General features: G+C 71.9%; 19 protein-coding genes. 7 read left to right on the top strand and 12 right to left on the bottom strand.

Annotated features, from left to right (window positions below):
* The 5 genes from AOK15_RS22740 to AOK15_RS22720 all read right to left on the bottom strand — a co-directional run.
* Positions 1-541, bottom strand: a 541-nt coding sequence (locus AOK15_RS22740; protein WP_157870341.1) for an SDR family NAD(P)-dependent oxidoreductase, incomplete at its 3' end; no start/stop codon positions are given.
* Positions 542-647: 106 nt separating this feature from the next.
* Positions 648-1,724, bottom strand: coding sequence for a Zn-dependent alcohol dehydrogenase (locus tag AOK15_RS22735; RefSeq protein ID WP_055519797.1), 1,077 nt, complete (start codon positions 1,722-1,724; stop codon positions 648-650).
* Positions 1,725-1,817: 93 nt separating this feature from the next.
* Positions 1,818-2,678: a MaoC/PaaZ C-terminal domain-containing protein gene (locus AOK15_RS22730; RefSeq protein WP_055519795.1), complete on the bottom strand. Its 861-nt coding sequence runs from the start codon at positions 2,676-2,678 to the stop codon at positions 1,818-1,820.
* A 217-nt stretch (positions 2,679-2,895) separates the two neighbouring features.
* A complete protein-coding gene (locus tag AOK15_RS22725; protein WP_055519793.1) occupies positions 2,896-3,921 on the bottom strand; it encodes a hypothetical protein in 1,026 nt (341 codons plus the stop codon).
* Positions 3,918-4,457, bottom strand: coding sequence for a SigE family RNA polymerase sigma factor (locus tag AOK15_RS22720; RefSeq protein WP_055519792.1), 540 nt, complete (start codon positions 4,455-4,457; stop codon positions 3,918-3,920). Before AOK15_RS22720 ends, AOK15_RS22725 begins: the two co-directional genes overlap by 4 nt.
* Before the next feature lie 265 nt (positions 4,458-4,722).
* Between AOK15_RS22720 and AOK15_RS22715 the strand changes: the two genes are divergently transcribed.
* Both AOK15_RS22715 and AOK15_RS22710 read left to right on the top strand, forming a co-directional pair.
* A complete protein-coding gene (locus tag AOK15_RS22715; protein ID WP_055519790.1) occupies positions 4,723-6,210 on the top strand; it encodes an MFS transporter in 1,488 nt (495 codons plus the stop codon).
* A gap of 158 nt (positions 6,211-6,368) precedes the next feature.
* Positions 6,369-7,019: a class I SAM-dependent methyltransferase gene (locus AOK15_RS22710; RefSeq protein ID WP_055519788.1), complete on the top strand. Its 651-nt coding sequence runs from the start codon at positions 6,369-6,371 to the stop codon at positions 7,017-7,019.
* 302 nt (positions 7,020-7,321) lie between these two features.
* Here the strand turns inward: AOK15_RS22710 and AOK15_RS22705 are convergent, their stop codons facing one another.
* Complete coding sequence (locus AOK15_RS22705) at positions 7,322-9,457, bottom strand: restriction endonuclease (RefSeq protein WP_205632204.1); 2,136 nt, start codon at positions 9,455-9,457, stop codon at positions 7,322-7,324.
* A 235-nt stretch (positions 9,458-9,692) separates the two neighbouring features.
* On the opposite strand from AOK15_RS22705, the gene AOK15_RS22700 reads away from it, so the two are divergent.
* The 4 genes from AOK15_RS22700 to AOK15_RS22685 all read left to right on the top strand — a co-directional run bounded on the left by AOK15_RS22700 (position 9,693) and on the right by AOK15_RS22685 (position 13,161).
* Positions 9,693-10,697: an N-acetylmuramoyl-L-alanine amidase gene (locus tag AOK15_RS22700; RefSeq protein WP_055519799.1), complete on the top strand. Its 1,005-nt coding sequence runs from the start codon at positions 9,693-9,695 to the stop codon at positions 10,695-10,697.
* 172 nt (positions 10,698-10,869) lie between these two features.
* Entirely contained in the window at positions 10,870-11,712 is an 843-nt protein-coding gene (locus tag AOK15_RS22695; RefSeq protein ID WP_107099483.1) for a DUF5336 domain-containing protein, read from the top strand.
* Between the two features lie 115 nt (positions 11,713-11,827).
* A complete protein-coding gene (locus AOK15_RS22690; RefSeq protein ID WP_055519784.1) occupies positions 11,828-12,838 on the top strand; it encodes an LLM class F420-dependent oxidoreductase in 1,011 nt (336 codons plus the stop codon).
* Between the two features lie 35 nt (positions 12,839-12,873).
* Entirely contained in the window at positions 12,874-13,161 is a 288-nt protein-coding gene (locus AOK15_RS22685) for a hypothetical protein (protein ID WP_033527342.1), read from the top strand.
* Positions 13,162-13,333: 172 nt separating this feature from the next.
* On the opposite strand, the gene AOK15_RS22680 is transcribed toward AOK15_RS22685, so the two are convergent.
* The 3 genes from AOK15_RS22680 to AOK15_RS22670 are packed head-to-tail and all read right to left on the bottom strand — an operon-like array spanning position 13,334 to position 16,700.
* Positions 13,334-14,437 carry a prenyltransferase/squalene oxidase repeat-containing protein gene (locus AOK15_RS22680; protein WP_055519782.1) on the bottom strand — a complete coding sequence of 368 codons (1,104 nt, stop codon included), beginning with the start codon at positions 14,435-14,437 and terminating at the stop codon, positions 13,334-13,336.
* Positions 14,434-15,219 (bottom strand): class I SAM-dependent methyltransferase, encoded by a 786-nt coding sequence (locus tag AOK15_RS22675; protein ID WP_055519780.1) that lies wholly within the window; start codon positions 15,217-15,219, stop codon positions 14,434-14,436. Before AOK15_RS22675 ends, AOK15_RS22680 begins: the two co-directional genes overlap by 4 nt.
* Positions 15,213-16,700 (bottom strand): glycosyltransferase family 4 protein, encoded by a 1,488-nt coding sequence (locus AOK15_RS22670; RefSeq protein ID WP_055519778.1) that lies wholly within the window; start codon positions 16,698-16,700, stop codon positions 15,213-15,215. The genes AOK15_RS22675 and AOK15_RS22670 overlap by 7 nt, the downstream gene beginning before the upstream one ends.
* A 208-nt stretch (positions 16,701-16,908) precedes the next feature.
* On the opposite strand from AOK15_RS22670, the gene AOK15_RS22665 reads away from it, so the two are divergent.
* On the top strand, positions 16,909-17,574 hold the full coding sequence (locus AOK15_RS22665; RefSeq protein WP_055519776.1) for a TetR family transcriptional regulator: 666 nt from the start codon (positions 16,909-16,911) through the stop codon (positions 17,572-17,574).
* Positions 17,575-17,861: 287 nt separating this feature from the next.
* On the opposite strand, the gene AOK15_RS22660 is transcribed toward AOK15_RS22665, so the two are convergent.
* From AOK15_RS22660 to AOK15_RS22650, 3 genes are all read right to left on the bottom strand, one after another.
* The gene (locus AOK15_RS22660; RefSeq protein ID WP_055519775.1) at positions 17,862-18,722 is read right to left on the bottom strand and encodes a tetratricopeptide repeat protein; all 861 of its coding nucleotides are present in this window, start codon (positions 18,720-18,722) and stop codon (positions 17,862-17,864) included.
* A gap of 68 nt (positions 18,723-18,790) precedes the next feature.
* On the bottom strand, positions 18,791-19,024 hold the full coding sequence (locus AOK15_RS22655; RefSeq protein WP_055519773.1) for a ferredoxin: 234 nt from the start codon (positions 19,022-19,024) through the stop codon (positions 18,791-18,793).
* A partial coding sequence (locus AOK15_RS22650; protein WP_157870340.1) for an aldehyde dehydrogenase family protein occupies positions 19,024-19,760 on the bottom strand: 737 nt, incomplete at its 5' end. The genes AOK15_RS22650 and AOK15_RS22655, both read right to left, overlap by 1 nt.

Below are 19,760 nucleotides of genomic sequence, written 5' to 3'. Positions count from 1 at the left end.
CCTTGGCCGCCGCGTAGTTGGGCTGTCCGGCAGAACCGGCGAGGAACGCCTCCGACGACGTGTTCACGATCCGCCCGTACACCGGCGCACCGGCCGTCTTCGACCTCTCGCGCCAGTGCGCGGACGCGAAGCGGATCGTGTTGAAGTGGCCCTTGAGGTGGACCCGGATCACCGAGTCCCACTCGTCCTCGGACATCGAGAAGACCATCCGGTCGCGCAGGATGCCCGCGTTGTTGACCAGGATGTCCAGCTTCCCGAACGCGCCGATCGCCGACTCGACCAGTTCGCGCGCCTGGCGGTGGTCGGAGACGTCACCGGTGTGGACGAGGGCGCGGCCGCCCGCGGCCCGTATCTCCGCCGCCACCTCCTCGGCGGGTCCGGTGGACGCGCCGCCGCTGCCGTCCCGGCCCGGCTGCCCGTAGTCGTTGACGACGACGGCCGCACCGAGCCTGGCCAGCTCCAGCGCCTCGGCCCGGCCGAGACCCCGACCCGCGCCGGTGACGATCGCCGACAGTCCCTCCAGTGGCAATGACATGGGCATCCTTGAAGTCGTCGGAGTGCGTCCAGAAGTCGGCAGATGACGGCAGAGAACGGCAGAGAACGGCAGGGAGTCGACGGGGCGGAGCCGGGCTTCCTCGCCGCGGGCGTCAGATCTCTATGCAGGTCCGCAGTGCGGCCCCCGTGCGCATCTGGTCCAGCGCCTCGTTGATGTCGGCGAGTGGCACCCGGTGGGTGATGAGGCCCTCCAGGTCGATGCGGCCGGCCCGCCACAGGGCGATGGCCCGCTCGTAGGAGCGCAGGACGTCGCCGCCGCCGTACATGGACGGCAGGATCCGCTTCTCGTCGAAGAACAGCTCGAACATGCTGAGCTGGAGGAAGTCGTCCATGGCGCCCGCGCCGACGACGACGAGGGTGCCGCCGCGCCGGGTGTTCTCGTACGCGGTGCGGGCGGTGGCCGAGCGGCCGACGACCTCGAAGACGTAGTCGAAGCCCTCGCCGCCGGTGACGGACTGCTTGGCGTCGGCCAGTCCCTCCGGGGAGACCGCTTTGGTGGCGCCGAACCGGAGGGCGGCCTCGCGGCGTGCGGCCACGGGGTCGATGGCGACGATCTCGGCGGCGCCCTTGAGCCGGGCGCCCTGGATCGCCGAGATGCCGACACCGCCGCAGCCGATGACGGCTACCGACGCACCGGCCTCCACGTCGGCGGTGTTGAGGGCCGCGCCGAGCCCGGTGGTGACTCCGCAGCCGATGAGGGCGGCGACGTCGAACGGCACGTCGTCGGGGATCGGCACGGCGCACCCGGCGTCGACGACGACCTCCTCGGCGAACGTGCCGGTGCCCGCGAAGCCGAAGACGTCACCGGAGGGCCGCTTGAAGTTGGGGGTGCCGGCGTTGAGGAACCCGGCGAGGCACAGCTGGGTCTGGCCGCGCTTGCAGGCGGGACAGCTGCCGCAGGCCGGCAGCCAGCAGACGACGACCCGGTCGCCGGGCTTCAGGCCGCTCACGCCCTCCCCGACCTCGACGATCTCGCCGGCGCCCTCGTGCCCGGGGACGAACGGCCCCGGCTGCGGCAGCACCCCGGCCATCGCGGACAGGTCCGAGTGGCACAGCCCCGTGGCCCGCACCCGGATCTTCACCTTGCCCGGCCCGAAGCCCGCGGCCTCGACGTCGTCGAGCACCTCCAGCTTGTCCTGGCCGATCTCGTGCAGTACGGCTGCGCGCATGGTGCGGCTCCCCTCAGGAGTACCTGCCGGCAGTCACCCGTCAGGAGTACGGAACCTGTCCGGCGTACATGGCCTACGGTCGTGCTGATCTGCTCATTCGTGCTCGACGAGGGTGTCCGCCAGCACCGGCGCGTCGTCCCGGTCGACGGCGCTCACCGCCACCCGCACCGAGCGGTCGTCCGGCCGCCACATCCGGATGCGGAGGGTCTCCCCCGGGAAGACGACTCCCGCGAAGCGGGTGCCGTACGAGCGGACCCGGGCGACCTCCCCGTCGAGCACCGTGTCCACGACGGCCTTGAGGGTGATCCCGTAGGTGCACAGCCCGTGCAGGATCGGCCGGTCGAATCCGGCGCGGGCGGCGAACTCCGGGTCGGCGTGCAGCGGGTTCCAGTCGCCGGAGAGGCGGTAGAGCAGCGCCTGGTCCTCGCGTACGACGCGCTCGACCTCCTTGTCGGGGGCGGTGGACGGTGGTTCCTGGCGGGCGGACGGGCCGCGCTCACCTCCCCAGCCGCCCTCGCCGCGGACAAAGATCTGGGCCTCGTTCGTCCACAGGGGGCCGTCGGTGTCGGCGACGTCGGTGCGCATGACGAGCACGGCGGCCTTGCCCTTGTCGTAGACCGCCGCCACCCGGGAGGTCGCGGTCGCCCGGCCCTCGACGGGGATGGGCCGGTGCAGAGCGACGCGCTGGCCGCCGTGCAGGACCTTGGCGAGGTCGACGTCCACACCCGGGGCGTTCAGGCCGCCGATGACGTCCGGTGAGCCGGCGCCCGCGACGGTGGCGAAGCTCGGCAGGACATGCAGCCGGGACTCCAGGGTGTAGCGCAGCTCGTCGGGGTCGGTCGCGGGGATGCCGGCGCCGATGCCGAGGTGGTAGAGCAGGACGTCCTTGCGGGTCCAGGCGATCTCGGCGGAACGGGGCTCGGCCGCGAGGGCCTTGGCTGCGTCGATGGGCATGGGGCTCCTGTTCTGGGAAGAACCCCGGGCTCCAGCAGGAGCCTCGGGGTTCCGGGAAGAACCTCGGAACCTCGGCACGACCGTCCGCACCAGCGGCCGCGCCGAGGTCGTCACAGGGGTCCGGAACCCGCCCTTCTAGAACGCGTTCCAGTCCGGCGACCCTCTGTATAGCCGAGGCACGTGCACTTGTGAAGACTCCTGACACTGTGTCAGATGGCTAGCGCACCACCTTCACCGACTTGTACTCCGCCCCCTTCGGCGCGAGGGCCACGAACCAGCTCACCGGGGAGCCTTCGGCGTCGACGATGCGGGGGTTGCGGAGGTCGTCGTACAGGGGCAGGTCGGTCTCGCGACGGACGTCCACGGACGTGCCGTCCGACCACATGACGCGGACCAGTTGGGCGGTCGGGGCGACCTCGCCGATCACGAGGCGCTTGAGATCGTCGCCCTTGCCCTGGTCGCCGGTGTGCAGGGGCATCGCGAAGGCCTGTATGTCCGTACCGGCCGGTGTCCACTGCTCGCCGTTGAGCACCGTGCCGGTCCGCCCTCTACTCACGGACAGGTGCACGAAGTTCCAACCGTGGCCCACGAGTTCGGCGGAGCCGTCCGCATCCGTCGGCTTGTCGCCGCGCAGGGCCATCGCGGCGAGCTGTCTCTCCGCCTCCCGCACGGTCCTGGGGGCGTCCCAGACGTCGACCGTCACCTTCCAGGCGCGGCCCCCGTCGCGCCCCGAGGCCACTTCGGTCGTCGCCGGTCGATCGAGGTGGCGCCGCTCGGGCTTCACCGGTTCCGTTGCCGCGGGGGGCACCGAGACCCGGCCCCCGTCCGTCGCCCCGGCCAGGGCCAGCGCTCCCGTGGAGCCCGCGAGCACCACCGTCACCGCTGCCGCGACGGCCCAGCGGCGGGCCTTGCGGCGCCGGCCGCCCCGGAGCACCGCCTGGTAGGGGGCTGTGCCGATCTCCACCTCGTCGGCCGCGCCCGCCAGCAGCAGGGCGATGCCCCTCTCCAGCGGGCTGCTGCCGGTGAGGCTGCCGAGCGTCTCGTCGCCGCCGTGAGTGCCGTCGCCCCGAGTCATGTGTCGCTCCGCCTTCCCATGCCCGCGTTCCATGCCGCGTGTGTCGTCGATGCCGTGCCCGCGCTCGATGCCGTGCGAGTCGTCGATGCCACGCCCGCGCTCGATGCCACGCCCGCCGTCGATGCGGTGCCCGCCGTCGATGCCGTGTGTGTCGTCCGCGTCCCTCACTTCCGCCCTCCCTGCGTCACCGTCTCGGCCAGTCCCGGTATGGCGCGGAGCTTCGCGAGCCCCTTCGCCGCGTTGCTCTTGACCGAGCCGACGGAACAGCCCATCGCCTCCGCCGCCTGGCTCTCGCTCAGGTCCTCCCAGTACCGCAGGACCACGGCCTCCCGCTGCCGGGGCGGCAGCTGTGAGAGCGCCGTGAGGAGCGCGCCGCGGTCGTCGGCCTGGGCGATGCGGTCGCCGCTGTCCGGCACCTCGGGCACCAGGTCCGAGTCGGTCCTCGGCGCCAGGAACTCCTTGAGGCGTCTGCGGTGCCTGCGCGCATGGGCGTTGATCATGACGCGCCGTACATAGGTGTCCGGGTCGTCCGTCGAAGCGACTCGGCGCCAGGCCGCGTAGACCTGCTCCAGCGTCGTCTGCACCAGGTCCTCCGCCGCGTGCTGTTCCCCCGTGAGGAGAAATGCCGTGCGCAGCAGCCTTGGCCAGCGGCCGACGAGGAAGCTCTGGAACTCCTCGTCCCGAGCCTGTTTCCGATCCCCCATGAGCACCTCCTAGATGTCTTTAACAGTCCACGAGGGCCCGGATCCGTTGCCTCGTCCGGCGGGGAACTTCAGACGGCTTCGCCGGGTCCGTGCATCCACACGACCCGTGCGGCGGCACGCGCGGCGGCGCCCCGGAACCTGACGGATGATCACATTCCCATGGGCTGGTCAAGATTTCATTAGCCACTCGAACCATCGGAATAGTTGCCCTGGTCGACGAGGTTGGCCTGTCACGCACCCTCGTCCGGCCAGGAGGCCCCCCTCAATGACGCACCCGCACCCACCCGTCGCCCACGAGCCCACCACGAGAACGAACGGCGGGATCGTCCCCGTGCTGGCCTTCGCGGGCATCGTGGTCGCGGTGATGCAGACCCTGCTGGTCCCGGTGATCAAGGATCTCCCCCAGCTTCTCGACACCACCCCCAGCAACGCCACCTGGGTCCTGACCTCGACGCTGCTCTCGGGTGCCGTGGCCACCCCGATCATGGGCCGCCTCGGCGACCTCTACGGCAAGCGCCGGATGCTGCTCGCCAGCCTGGCGGTGATGGTGGTCGGCGCGCTGATCAGCGGCTTCACCAGCGCCCTGATCCCGATGATCGTGGGCCGCACCCTCCAGGGCTTCGCCATGGGCGCGATCCCGCTGGGCATCGGCCTGATGCGGGACGAACTGCCCCGCGAACGCCTCGGCTCCGCGATGGCCCTGATGAGCTCGTCCATCGGCGTCGGTGGCGGACTCGCCCTGCCGCTGGCCGCGGCCGTCGCCCAGAACACCGACTGGCACGTTCTCTTCTTCGGCGCGGCCGGCCTCGGCGTCCTCTCCATCGTGCTCACCCTCGTGGCGGTGCCCGAGACGAAGACGCGGGCGCGGGGCTCCTTCGACCTCCTGGGCGCACTCGGCCTCTCCCTCGGCCTGGTCCTCTTCCTCCTGCCGATCACCAAGGGCAGCGACTGGGGCTGGACCTCCGTGACCACGCTCGGCCTGTTCGCCGCGTCGGCCCTGGTGCTGCTCCTGTGGGGCGTCCTGGAGCTGCGTATCCCCGCGCCTCTGGTGGACCTGCGCACGACCGCCCGCCGCGAGGTGCTCCTCACCAACCTCGCCTCGATCATGGTCGGCGTCTCCTTCTACGTCGTCTCCCTGGTCCTGCCGCAGCTCCTCCAGCTGCCCACCGCCACCGGCTACGGCCTCGGCCAGTCGATGGTCGTCGCGGGTCTGTGCGTGGCGCCGCTCGGCCTGACGATGATGTTCACCGCTCCCGTCTACGCCCGGCTGTCCGCCAAGTACGGCCCCAAGAGCACCCTCATCCTGGGCCTGCTGATCATCGCGGTCGGCTACGGCGCGGGTCTCGGGCTGATGAGCGCCGCCTGGCAGACCGTGGTGGTGTCGGTGGTCCTCGGCACGGGCATCGGCCTCGCCTACTCCTCACTGCCCGCGCTGATCGTCGGCGCCGTAGACCCGTCCGAGACGGGCGCCGCGAACGGGCTCAACACCCTCATGCGCTCCATCGGCACGTCCGTGTCGAGCGCCGTCATCGGCATGGTGCTCGCCAACACCGCCAACCACGTCGGCGGGGTCGCGATCCCCACCATGCACGGCTTCCGCATCTCGTTCCTGATCGCCACCGCCGCGGTCGCCGTCGGCATCCTGCTCGCCGTGTTCCTCCCCGGCCGCCGTCCCGCGAACGGCCCGACCCTCCTGGCGAGCAGCGCGGACGGCAAGGCGTCCGTCGAACGCCCGGTCGAGCGGGTGTCCTGACGCCACAGAGCCGCCGGGTGTCCTGACGCCGCCGACGGGCCGCATGGCAGCATGGGGCACCCCCGGTTCGTACGGCCCTGAGCCTCCGTACGACACCCGCACGCGGAACCCGTACCCGCAGCGGACCCGCACCCGTCTACGCCACCACGGAGGACCCCATGCCCGCGGCCCCCAAGCCGGAGATCCTCGCCGCGTTCGAGTCGGCGAAGGGGTTCATGCCCGTGGACGAGGGGCTGGCCCTGTACGCGGCGGCCGTGGAGGCGGGGCGCCTGGGGCTCCCGCTGCTGGAGGTCGGCACGTACTGCGGCCGCTCGACGATCCTCCTGGCGGACGCGGCGCGCGAGGCGGGCGTCACGGCGATCACGGTCGACCACCACCGGGGCAGCGAGGAGCAGCAGCCGGGCTGGGAGTACCACGACCCGGAGACCGTCGACCCCGAGATCGGGCTGATGGACACGCTGCCCACGTTCCGCCGCACCCTGCACCGGGCGGGTCTGGAGGAGCACGTGATCGCCCTCGTGGGCCGTTCCCCGCAGGTGGCGAAGGTCTGGAACTCTCCCCTCGGCCTGGTCTTCGTCGACGGCGGCCACACCGACGAGCACGCCACCGCCGACTACGAGGGCTGGGCCCCGCATGTCGCCGAGGGCGGCCTGCTCGTCATCCACGACGTGTTCCCCGACCCGGTCGACGAGTTCACCGGCCAGGCACCGTACCGCGTCTACCTGCGGGCCCTCGCCTCCGGCGCCTTCACGGAGGTCTCGGCGACGGACTCACTGCGGGTGCTGCGGCGCGTGGCCGCCGGCATCTGACGCCCGGCGCGCACCGCCCCCCGGCACCGGCGGGCCACCCGGCAACGTCCGTGCCGCCCGCGACACCGGCGGGGGCCCGCGCCGCTCGCCGCTCGCCGCTCGCCGAGCGCCGTTCCGCCGTGCCCGCGCAGACCCGCACCCCCAGCGCCGCCCCGCCATGCCCGCGCCTGCCACACCCCGCAAGCCCGGCACCCAGCACCCAGCACCCAGCACCCAGCACCCAGCACCCAGCACCCAGCACCAGGACAGCGTCCCGCGTCAGCGCCGGAACCGGCATTCCGCGCCTGCCCCGCCCCCCTCGCCTACGCCACCTCTATCCCGTAGTCCTGGACCAGTTCCTCCAGGCCCCCGCGGTAGCCCTTGCCGCCGAGGACGAAGTCCCAGTCTCCGTTGGCGCGGCGGCGGAAGGAGCCGAGGACCAGGGCGGTCTCGCCGGGGCGGCCGTCGGAGACGTCGAGGCGTCCCTGTTCGGTGCGCGACGGGTCCAGGAGCCGGATGCAGGCGTCGGTGAAACCGGACAGGTCGGCCTCGGGGTTCACGGCGGGGTCGATCGCCGCCACGAGGACGAGCCGGTCGGCCTCGGCGGGCAGCGCGTCGAACGAGACCCGTATCGCGGCCTTGTCCGGTGCCGCCGGGGGAAGCGCGCGGACCGTGCCGTCGGGGGTGCGCAGGTTGTTGTAGAAGACGAAGTGGTCGTCGCTGAGCACCCGGTTGCCACGGCAGACGAGCGCGCACACGTCCAGGGCGACGCTGCCGCTCCAGCCCATGCCGAGCACGCTGTGGTCGTCGCCGGTGTCCGGCGCGGAGTCCGGGCCCGTGCCGCCGGCCGGGGCCGTGGCCAGTGCCTGGCGGGGGTCGGGCGCCGTCCGCTGGGCGGGGACGGCGCGCCCGCCGTCCGTGCCCAGGCGGCCACGCAGCCCGTGCCGGTGCAGCAGGTCGACGAGTTCGCTGCCGGAGACGAGTTCGAGCGGCTTGCCGTTGGCGAAGGTGTGCGAACCGGGGCCGAACTTGGACGTCGTCACCAGGACGCCCTTGTTGGCGCCCGCGTGCTGGACGGTGCCGTAGAGGTCCCGGACGGCCGTCGGCGGGACGGTGTTGCGGTAGCGCTTGACCTGCACGACGATCTTGCCGCCGCGGATCGGCGCCGGGTCGAGGGCGTCGACGTCCACACCGCCGTCGTTGGAGCGCTGGGTGGTGACCGCCTGCATCCCCATGGCCTGGAAGAGTTCGGCGACCAGCGCCTCGAAGGCGACGGGGTCCATCTCCAGCAGGTCGGGATCCTCGTCGCCTCCGTGGGTGACGACACCGTTGCCGACGTCGGCGGGGCGGCGGCCGGGCCGTACGGCGGTGCGCTGGTCCGGCTTGGCGGACAGCTGGCCGCGGAGCCCGTCGAGCAGGCAGTCGACGGCGCTGACCTGCTCCAGGTTCAGACCGGTGAACACCGCGCGCGGCGCCATGACGCTCGCGAGGACGATCTGCGCGCGCCGGCCGGTCGCCGGGTCGTGGTCGTCGACGAACCCGTTCAGCGTGACCGCCTCCAGGGCGCCGAACTCGTCGGCCGCGAAGAGGTCGTGCAGCACGAGCAGGACGCACTGGGCGAGGACGTCCCGGTAGAGGGCGCGCCGCTGGGTGACGGGCCGAGCCGTCTCCTTGTCCTGGTCGGCGTTGTACAGGTAGCGCACGGACTTCGCCTCGGGGACGACGTCGAAGCGGGGCAGCTCCCAGTCGAGGACGAGTTCGCGGGCGGCCGCGTCGTACGCGGCGGAGACCTGGCGGGGGAAACCCTCGGGCCAGGCGGCGGAGGCGTAGAGCGCCGCGGAGAAGTACTCGACGGCGGCCTCCGGGTCGCTGCCGGCGCGCAGGGCCGTCGCCATCTCGGCGACGCCCGCGTTGTGCCGGCGGACGTCGGCCAGTTGCGCGTCGGCCCACTGCTGGTACTGCCGCTGGTACTGGTCGAGTTGCCGCTGCCGCTGCGCCTCCGCCGCCTGCGCGGCGTGCCAGTCCTGCTCGAAGCGGGCCCGCGCCTCGGCCTGCGCCTGCGCCCGCCGGCCGGCGGTCCAGCCGCCCTGGGCCTGGTACTGGCCGGGGTCCGGCATGGGCACCGGCTGGGCGAGCACGCCGGGCGCGAAGGGCTCCAGCCGCTCGGAGCGGGTAAGGGAGGCGGCGCGGAACGCCGGGGCCCGGCAGCCGGTGGCCAGCAGCCCCTGGAGGGCGGTGACCTGCGCATCCAGTTCCTCGGTACGCCGCCGGGCCTCCGCCTCACGCTGCTGCCGGTACGCCTGCTGCTGCTCGCGGTGGCTGCGGGCCACCTCCCGCTGGTACGCGCGCTGCTGGCGCTCGTACTCCCGTTGCTGCCTGGCCCGCGCCTCCAGCTGACGCTGTTGCTGGCGCTGCGCCTCGGCCCAGACCCCGACCAACCCGTTGGAGCGACGACTCATCCCTTGCAGGCCCTCCCCCCAGGGCCCTGCCACCGCCCGGCCGAGCCCTGCCCCACGACAAGCAGTAATTGACCGACTCTACCGTGCGACCGGCCGTCCGCCCATCCGCTGGTCACACCCTGTTTCGGGGCCGCGCCCCGCACGAGGGGAAAGGGGAGCGGCGGCAGGGGGACGAAACATGGCGGTACGGCGTCGTGAGGCCGCCGGCGCCGGCCCGCCCCGTATGGTGGCAGACGTGTCATACGTAGGACCGGACTTCGAGCCGCCCCAGCCCCGCCGTTCACCTCTGCGCCGCCCGCTGACCGTGGCCGTCGCCGCCGTCGTGGTGGGATCGGTGGCCGGTTGGGGGGTGTGGCAGGCCGTCGGCGACCCCGGCGGCGGGGACGACGGGGCGAACCGGGCGGCCGCGCGCAACCAGCCGAGAACCGCTCCCCCGGCGTCGCCGACGCCCTCCACCGAGCCGACCGCCTCCGAGGACGGCTCGGGCAAGGACGGCAAGGACGGGAAGAAGGGGGACGACGGCAAGAAGGCGAGCCCGACGGCCTCCTCCGGTGCCGCCGCCGACGGCCCCCTGAAGGGCAAGGTCGTCGTCATCGACCCCGGCCACAACTCCGGGAACTTCCGGCACACCGCCGAGATCAACCGCAAGGTGAACATCGGCACCGCGATGAAGGAATGCGACACCACGGGGACGTCGACCAACGACGGTTACACCGAGGCCGAGTTCACCCTGGACGTGTCGCGTCGGGTCCGGGCGCTCCTCGAACAGCAGGGCGCCACCGTGAAGTTCACGCAGGACGGCAACCGGGAGTGGGGCCCCTGCATCGACGAGCGGGCCCGTATCGGCAACGCGGCGGAGGCCGACGCGGTGGTGTCGATCCACGCGGACGGCTCGGCGGCCGGCAACCGGGGCTTCCACGTCATCCTGCCGGGCTCGGTGCACGAGGGCGCCGCCGACACCCGGCCCATCGTCGGTCCCTCCCGCGACCTCGGGGAGCGCATCGCGGGCAAGTTCGTCCGTGAGACGGGCAGCGCGCCCTCCAACTATGTGGGCGGAGGTACCGGTCTCGTCACACGTCAGGACCTGGGCGGTCTCAATCTGTCAACGGTTCCCAAGGTGTTCATCGAGTGCGGCAATATGCGCGATAGCAAGGACGCGGCACTGTTGACCACCGGCACATGGCGGCAGAAGGCCGCGCAGGGGATCTCTGAGGGAATCGTGAGCTTCCTGCGCGGGTAGGGGGAGGGTCGTGATCATCGTGGCAATCCCGACGTACACCTACGTCGGGTGGACGATATGGTCATCCCTACGATGAGGGGCCACCCCCGCGCTTCCCACCTGAGCCTGAGGGCGCCATGGTGAACAGCGACGCCTCCACACCGATGACGAGACGACTGACGAAGGACCTGAAGTGAATATCCGCTCCCTCACCAGAGGCGACGGCGTCGTGATCGGAGCAGCGGTATTGCTGTTCGTCGCGTCGTTCCTCGACAACTACTCCCTCGACGGTGTTCCCGACAGCCTCGAACTCCCGAACCTCTGGGAGAGCGGGCCAGTGCTGCTCAGCGTCGTGCTTGCGGGGCTCTTCGGCGCCGCGTTCATCGTCATCGCCAGGGGCCTGCCGCAGGCGCCGAAGATCGCCGGCATCGACCTCGGCCACTTCGGCATCGCCTTCACGGTCTTCGCCGCGTGGAGCGCGCTCGGCAACATCTTCGACCCGGTCGGCGGCGGCGACAACTTCGGCAGCGGCTCAAGCGGCAGTAGCACCGACGCCGGCGCCGGCCTCATCCTCGCCCTCATCGCGACCCTGATCATGGCCGCCGCGGCCATCGCCACCCCCCTCGTCCCCGCGCTGAAGGCCGCCCTCGTCGGCGCCCCGCGTCCGGCGGCTCCGCAGCCGTACGGTGCCCAGCCTCCCGGTGGTTACGGCTACCCGGGCGCCGGCGCCCAGGCGCCGTTCGGTGCGAGCCAGCCCCAGCCGGGGCAGCCGGGCGCGCCGTTCGCGGGTCAGCCGCAGCCGCAGCAGGCGCAGGCCGCTCCGCAGCCGCCCGCGGGTGACTTCTCTCCGTTCTGGTTCGCCGTGCCCGTGGCGCGTCCCCTGTTCGCCGAGGACGGCTCGCAGTCGACGATCGCCGAACTGGCCCCCGGTACCTGGTACCTGGCGGTCGAGCAGCGCGGCGCCAACCTGGTCGCCCAGACCCAGGACGGCCGTCGCGGTGTCCTCCAGGACACCACCGGCATCCAGCGCGGCTGAGCGCGACGCCGCACCCTCGCCGTACGACCGGCCCCTCGCTCTTCCGAGCGGGGGGCCGTTGTCGTACAGTCGCCCTCCTGGCCAGTGGAACTGACGGAGCGTCAGGAGGCGGCGTATGCGGCTCGGTCTGGCACTGGGGTACTGGGGGCGTGGTCCGTCCGCTGATCATGTGCCGCTCGTCCAGGAGGCGGAGCGGCTCGGGTACGACTCGGTGTGGACCGCCGAGTCGTGGGGGTCGGACGCGTTCACGCCGCTCACCTGGATCGCGGCGCGCACGTCGCGGATCAAGCTCGGTACGGCCGTGGCGCAGATGGCGGCGCGGTCGCCGACGACCACCGCCATGCACGCGCTCACCCTCGACCATCTCTCCGGCGGGCGGATGCTCCTCGGGCTGGGGCTGTCCGGGCCGCAGGTCGTGGAGGGCTGGTACGGGCGGCCGTTCCCGAGGTCGCCGCTGACCGCGACGCGGGAGTACGTCGACGTCGTACGGCAAGTGCTGCGGCGGGAGGCCCCGGTCGAGCTGGACGGCAGCTTCCACGCGGTGCCGTACCGCGGTCCGGACGGCAGTGGCGTGGGCAAGCCGTTGAAGTCCATCACGCATCCTCTCCGGTCCGATCTGCCCGTCCTGCTGGGCGCCGAGGGTCCGAAGAACATCGCGCAGACCACGCGGATCGCGGACGGCTGGCTGCCGTTGTACTGGTCGCCGACGCGGACGGACGTGTACGAGGCGTCGTTGGGCGATACGCGTGAGGGGTTCCTCGTCGCTCCCATGGCGCGGGCGCAGCTCTGCGACGACGTCGCCGAGGGGCTGCTACCCGTGAAGATCATGCTCGGCTTCTACATCGGCGGGATGGGGCACGCGAAGCGCAACTTCCACGCCGACCTCATGGCACGCATGGGGTACGAGGAAGAGGCGCGGCGGATACAGGCGTTGTTCCTCGACGGCCGTCGTGAGGAGGCCGTGCGCGCGGTGCCGGACGCGTTCGCCGACGAGATCTCGTTGGTGGGGCCGAGGGAGCGGATCGCCGAGCGGCTGGAGGTGTGGCGGAAGGGGCCGGTGACGGATCTGCTCGTCGTGTCGCCGGACCGGCCGACGCTGCGGGTGCTGGCCGAGCTGAACTCCTAGGGTTTCAGCCACGCGTGAGCGGCAACCCGTCAAGCATGTCTCGATATAGCGGCTCCAACCAGGCGGGCCGGGTCATCGCGATCGTCGCGGACGTGATGGCCTTCATTCTGGGCCTGTGGATCCTGATGTATCTGCTCGGTGCGAACGGCGCGAACGACTTCGTGCAGTTCGTCCATGACGCGGCCCGCTGGCTCGCCGGCTGGTCCCACGACCTGTTCACCTTCGACGAGCAGTGGGCGCGGGTCGTCGCGGGGTACGGGCTCGCCGCCGTGGTCTACCTGTTCGTGGGCCACGCCATCGCGAACCGCATGCACCGCCACTGAGCGCTTCGCGGAACGGCGACGGTGGGTTGCGGCCGCTGGGTGACTGCGGGTGGGTCGTGGTTGCTCGCGCGGTTCCCCGCGCCCCTGAAAAGCACGGGCCTGGCCCGGGGGTGTTGAGGGGCGCGGGGAACTGCGCGACCAGCCCCCGCTCTCCCGCAGCCGACTCAGGACCTCAAGCGCCCTGCCCGGTAGGGGGAGCGCAACACTCCGAGTCGTCGAAGTCGTCCAGGCCGCGCGGCAGTCGCTCCCCGCCGAACACCGCGCAGGTCGCCTCGTCGCCGCCCAGTGCGGCCACGGCGAGGAGCAGTGAGCCCGCCGTCCACGAGGTCAGTTCCTCGGGCCAGACGGCCCCGTCCTCGAAGACATAGCCCGTCCAGTACAGACCGGTCGCGGGGTCGCGCAGGTGCTGGATGGACTGGAGGATCTCCAGGGCCCGGTCGGACTCGCCCATCGCCCAGAGCGCGAGGGCGAGTTCGGCGGACTCGCCGCCCGTCACCCACGGGTTGGGGACGACACAGCGGACACCGAAGCCGGGGACGACGAAGCGGTCCCAGCCCTCCTCGATACGGGACTTGGCCTCCGCGTCCGTCAACGCGCCGCCCAGCACCGGGTAGTACCAGTCCATCGAGTAGCGGTCCTTGTCGAGGAACCGCTCGGGGTGCCGGCGTATCGCGTGCCGCAGCGCGCCGACGGCCAACTCCCAGTCCGGCTGCGGCTCCTCCCGCTGCTCGGCGATGGCGAGCGCGCAGCGCAGCGCGTGGTGGATGGACGAGGAGCCGGTCAGCAGCGCGTCGGTCACGGGCGTGCCGTCGTCCTCGCGCTTCCAGCCGATCTGCCCACCGGGCTGCTGGAGCCGCAGGACGCATTCGATCGCCGCGTGCACGGCGGGCCACAGGCGGTCGAGGAACGTGTCGTCGCCGGTGGCCAGGTAGTGGTGCCACACGCCGACGGCTATGTACGCGACGAAGTTGGTCTCCCGGCCGCGGTCGGTGATGTCGGCGGCGTCGCCGTCGGCGTACGCCGCGTACCAGGAGCCGTCCTCGTTCTGGTGCCGGAGCAGCCATGTGTAGGCGCGCTCGGCGGCCTCGTGCTCACCGGCCGCGTCGAGGGCCATGGCGGCCTCGACATGGTCCCAGGGGTCCAGATGGTGTCCGCGGAACCAGGGGATCGCGCCGTCCTCCCGCTGCACCGCGAGGATCCCGCGGACGGTGGCGGCGGCCTGCTCGGCGGTCAGTACCCCGGGCAGGACCAGGTGCTCTGTCCGGGGCGTCGTCACTTGGCGGCCACCCCGGCCTCGTCACCGGCAGCGGCACCGGACTCGGTCCCCGCGTCCGCGATCCGCGGCAGGTGCGGCTTCGTCGCGTACACCACGAAGCTCTTGCCGATCAGCGGGTTGAGGGCCTGTTCGGCGACCCGGGTGGCCAGGGGCTTCTTCATGATGTCCCAGACCAGCAGCTTGTGGTACGCGCGGACCGGGAGCGCCTTGTCGTTGTCGACGCCGAACGCGCACTTCAGCCACCAGTACGGCGAGTGCAGTGCGTGCGCGTGGTGGGTGCCGTACGGCTTGAGGCCGGCCTCGCGGACCTTGCCGAGGAGTTCGTCCGCCTTGTAGATGCGGATGTGGCCGCCCTCGACCTCGTGGTACGCGTCGGACAGCGTCCAGCAGACCTTCTCGGGGCCGTAGCGCGGGACGGTGATCGCGATGCGGCCGCCGGGCCTGAGCACGCGGACCATCTCGGCGAGCACGCCCTTGTCGTCGGGGATGTGCTCCATGACCTCGGAGATGATCACGACGTCGAAGGACTCGTCGGGGAAGGGCAGGGCGAGGGCGTCGCCCTCCATGGCCGTGGCCGTCGCGCCCTCGGGCGCCTCGCCGGCCTCCTTCATCGCCGCGAACCACTTGGCGACCTCGCGGATCTCGTCGCCGTTCTGGTCGAGGGCGACGACCTGGGCGCCGCGCCGGTAGCACTCGAAGGCGTGCCGGCCCGCTCCACAGCCGAGATCCAGGACGCGGTCCCCCGGGGCGAGCGGGAACCGGGAGAAGTCGACGGTCAGCACGTGGCCCTGCTTTCGCGGTCGGCGCTTTCGCGGTTTGCTTCAACTGCTTCTTCGACGGCCTCGTGGGCGTCGACGATTCGGTCGGCGGTGCGGTCGGCGGCGTGGTCCGCCGCCGGTACGGCGCGGGGGGCGGTGCGCGCGGCGGTCCCCACCGGGCGCCCCTCGGCGCGGGCGATCGCCTCGCGGTAGTGGGCGACCGTGCCTTCGGCGGCCTTGGCCCAGGTGAACCGGCGCAGCACCCGCTCGCGGCCCGCGTGCCCGAGCCGGGCCCTCAGGTCGGGGTCGCCGAGCAGCCGGTTCAGCGCGGTGGCCAGGGCGCCCGCGTCGCCCGTGGGCACCGCGAGGCAGGTCTCGCCGTCGGGTCCGGCGACCTCCGGGATGGCACCGCCGGTGGTGGCGACCAGGGGCGTGCCGGTGGCCATGGCCTCGGCGGCGGGCAGCGAGAACCCCTCGTACAGGGAGGGCACGCAGGCGACCTCGGCGGAGCGGACCAGGTCGACCAGTTCGGCGTCGGAGATGCCCTTGACGAAGTCGACGGCGCCGTCGAGGCCGTAGCGCTCCATGGCCTGGGCGACGGGGCCCTCGGTGGGCCGCTTGCCGACGACGACGAGGTGGGCGGCGGGGTGCTCGGTGCGGACCTTCGCCAGCGCCTCGACGAGGAAGACGAGGCCCTTCAGCGGCACGTCGGCGCTGGAGGTGGTGACGATCCGGCCGGGTATCCGCGCGACCGACGGATCGGGCGAGAAGAGGTCGGTGTCGGCGCCGATGTGCACGACGTGGATGCGGTCGCCGCGTACGCCGAGGTGGTCGACGATCTCCTGGCGGGAGGTGCCGGAGACGGTGAGCACGCTCGGCAGCCGGCGCGCGACGCGCTTCTGCATCCGGGTGAACGCGTACCAGCGGCGTACGGACATACGGCGCTGCCAGCCCTCGGCGGCGTCCAGCTCCAGCTGCCGGTCGACGGTGATGGGGTGGTGGATGGTGGTGACGAGGGGCGCGCCCACCTCGCCCAGCAGGCCGTAGCCGAGGGTCTGGTTGTCGTGGACGACGTCGAACTCGCCGCGCCGGGCGCGCAGATGGCGGCGTGCGCGGAGGGAGAACGTCAGGGGCTCGGGGAAGCCGCCGGTCCACATCGTCGCCACTTCGAGCACGTCGATCCAGTCGCGGTACTCATCGCGCTTCGGGGTGCGGAAGGGGTCGGGCTGCCGGTACAGGTCGAGGCTGGGCAGCTCGGTGAGGGAGAGCCCGCCCGGTCCGGCGTCGGGGACCGCGTCGTCGTCGAGGACGGGGTAGGGCTGGGAGCCGATGACCTCGACCCGGTGGCCGAGGCGGGCGAGTTCACGCGAGAGGTGCCGTACGTACACGCCCTGGCCCCCGCAGAACGGGTTCCCTTTATAGGTGAGGAGCGCGATGTTGAGCGGTCGTCCGCCGTCGGCGGCGGGGCTGGCCCGATGCCCCGCCTCACTGGCCTCAGCGGTCACTCTCGGCCCCCTTCTGCCTGTGTTGTCCGGTGAGATTACGTCGGGACGGTAATCTAGAACAAGTTACAGACTTGATCGTTCAAGGAGCACTGAATCTACCGGCAGGTAGGGCCACGGTGAGCGGTGGATCAGGTGATTCACGCCACGGCACCCGCCCTGGCATGCTGTCGGATCGCACGCCCCCACCGACTGTCACGGAACGGTACCCATGCCTGCGGAAGCCAAGGTGGACGCCAGTAGCGCTCGACAGGAACCGCGACCGGAGTCGCGGCCGGACTCGCCGCCCCTCACCCAGCGGCAGGAGGCCCGCCGGCGCCGGATCCTGCACGCGAGCGCGCAGCTGGCCAGCCGGGGCGGTTTCGACGCCGTGCAGATGCGGGAGGTCGCCGAGTCCTCTCAGGTCGCGCTCGGCACGCTCTACCGCTACTTCCCCTCCAAGATCCATCTGCTGGTCGCCACGATGCAGGACCAGCTGGAGCACATGCACGGCACCCTGCGGAAGAAGCCGCCGACCGGCGAGACGGCCGCGGAGCGGGTGGCGGAGACCCTGATGCGGGCGTTCCGCGCGCTCCAGAGAGAGCCGCACCTCGCGGACGCCATGGTCCGCGCGCTCACGTTCGCCGACCGCAGCGTCAGCCCCGAGGTGGACCAGGTCTCCCACCAGACGACGGCGATCATCCTGGACGCGATGGGACTGGAACGGCCCACGCCCGAGCAGCTCTCCGCCGTCCGCGTCATCGAGCACACCTGGCACTCGGCCCTCATCACCTGGCTCTCCGGCCGGGCCTCCATCGCCCAGGTGAAGATCGACATCGAGACGGTCTGCCGTCTGATCGACCTGACCGCGCCGGGGGACACGAAGGACACGCCATGACCCCGGCGCCGCACGGGCGCCGGGGTGGATGAAGACCTGCGAGCACATGAAGGACCTACGAGACGGGTTCCCTGCGCCGGTATTACCCGGATCAGGTGCTGGGGGTCGCCGTCGGTCCTGTACCAGCGACCTCCGGCCTCTCAGCCCGACCGTCGACGTCGGCACCAGCGGAGACCTGCGCCTCGCGCTTGCGTCGGCTACTCCGGTCGAACTCCCTCACTCGTCCCGTAGGCCGACTTCCAGAATAGAACGCCTGTAGCCGTACGCAACCCCCCAAAGGGGATTTTTTACACGACCTCCAGCCCGCTCCAGCTGCGCCCGATGGCCGTCCCGCCCGCCCATCGGTCCAGCAGGCGTCGGGCGTCGTCCTCGGGGGCCGCGAGGGACACACGCTGGGCGCCCGCGTGGACGCTGCGCTCCTTGTGGAGGGTGCCCTCGCTGCAGCAGGCGCAGTGGACGACGAGGCTGCTCTCGGGTTCCGCGCCGAAGTCGTGGTCGGTGAACAGCTGGAGGAGGGCCTCCAGGTCGGCCTGTTCGGCCGCGGCGACGGTCACGGAGAGGGTGGGCAGATCGGAGGGTTCGAAGAGGAGGAGCTCGTCGAAGACGGGGTAGGTCGTACCGGCGACGACCCGTTCGCCCTTCGGTTCTCCGTCGTGGACGACGATCTCGCCGTAGCGCCGGCCGCCGGTGACGGGCACGTTGAGGACGCGGCCACGGGTGGGGCAGAGGCGTTCCATCCAGACGACCTCGCGTTCGCCGTCGGTGTCGAGGCGTACGCAGGCGTTGCCGAAGCGGCCGGCGATCTCGCCCTCGCCGTCGGGCAGGTCGATGCCGAAGCCGGACCAGGCGTCGCGGGCGGTCGCCCAGTCGCGGCGGATGGTCGCGGCGATACCGAGGTTCCAGAACGCCGGGTCGCCCTCGCCGCGCGGGGAGCGGGCGGCGGCCTGGACGCCGAGCTCGTACGCCTTCTCCCAGTTGCCCAGGAACTTGTGGCCGAGCGCGGCGTCGTACCACCACACCGCGCTCGCCTCCAGGTCCGGGTAGTGGGCGAGCACCTGCTCGTAGAGGTCGGCGGCGCGCTGCCACTCCTCGGCGTCCCAGGCGGCACGCGCCTGCTCGATCAACTGCTTGGCCTCGGACTTCCGCACGCTTTCCCGCCCTGGTCACTGATGGTTCACGGTGATACGAGGGCACAGCGTAGGGGGTGGTGAGGCGGTTACTCCTCCGGGGGGAACACCGGCTCGCCGCTGCCGGGCAGGGCGATCGAGATCGCCTCCACCGGGCAGCCCTCCGCCGCCTTCAGGATGCGTTCGCCCGCGTCCGTCTCCGGTGCGACGGGGTGGGACTGCATGGCGGTGTCGAGGCGGAAGGCGTCCGGGGCGAGGTGCGTGCACTGGGCGGAGCCGATGCAGATCGTCCGGTCGACCTCCACGTGCCAGCGGTCGCCCATCAGCCCACCCCCTCGCCGGCGGTGGTGGGCGGCTGGTACCCGGCGGGCAGGTGGATCATCTTGTGCTCCAGGTACTCGCCGTAGCCCTCGGGGCCGAACTCGCGGCCCAGGCCGGAGTTCTTGTAGCCGCCGAAGGGGCCGAACATGTCGAGGCTGAAGGTGTTGACGGAGTACGTGCCGGTGCGGACCTGGCGGGCGATCTCGATGCCGCGCTCGTCGTCGGCGGTCCAGACGCTGCCGCTCAGGCCGTAGTCGGAGTCGTTGGCGATCCGTACGGCCTCGGCCTCGTCGCCGTACGGGAGGAGGCAGATCACCGGGCCGAAGATCTCCTCGCGGGCGATGCGCATGGAGTTGTCGACGTCGCCGAAGAGGGTGGCGTCCACGTACCAGCCGTGGTCGAGGCCGGCGGGACGGCCGCCGCCGGTGAGGATCTTGGCGCCCTCCTCCTGGCCGATGCGGATGTAGTCGAGGCTGCGGCGCTGCTGCCGTCGCGCCACGAGCGGACCGAGTTCGGTGGCGGGGTCGAGGGGGTCGCCGACCTTGAGCGCGGAGGCGGCGGCCGCGAACGCCTCGGCGAACTCGTCGTAGCGGGTGCGCGGGACGAGGATGCGGGTCTGGGCGACACACGCCTGGCCGTTGATCATCCAGGCGAAGGGCGCGATGCCGTTGACGGCGGTCTGCGCGTCGGCGTCCGGCAGGATCACCGCCGCGGACTTGCCGCCCAGCTCCAGGGTGA

The sequence above is a fragment of the Streptomyces ossamyceticus genome, assembly GCF_001418475.1.
Taxonomy (GTDB): domain Bacteria; phylum Actinomycetota; class Actinomycetes; order Streptomycetales; family Streptomycetaceae; genus Streptomyces; species Streptomyces ossamyceticus.
The sequence above is the reverse complement of the archived record's forward strand: the minus strand, read 5'-3'. Positions and strand labels throughout refer to the sequence as shown.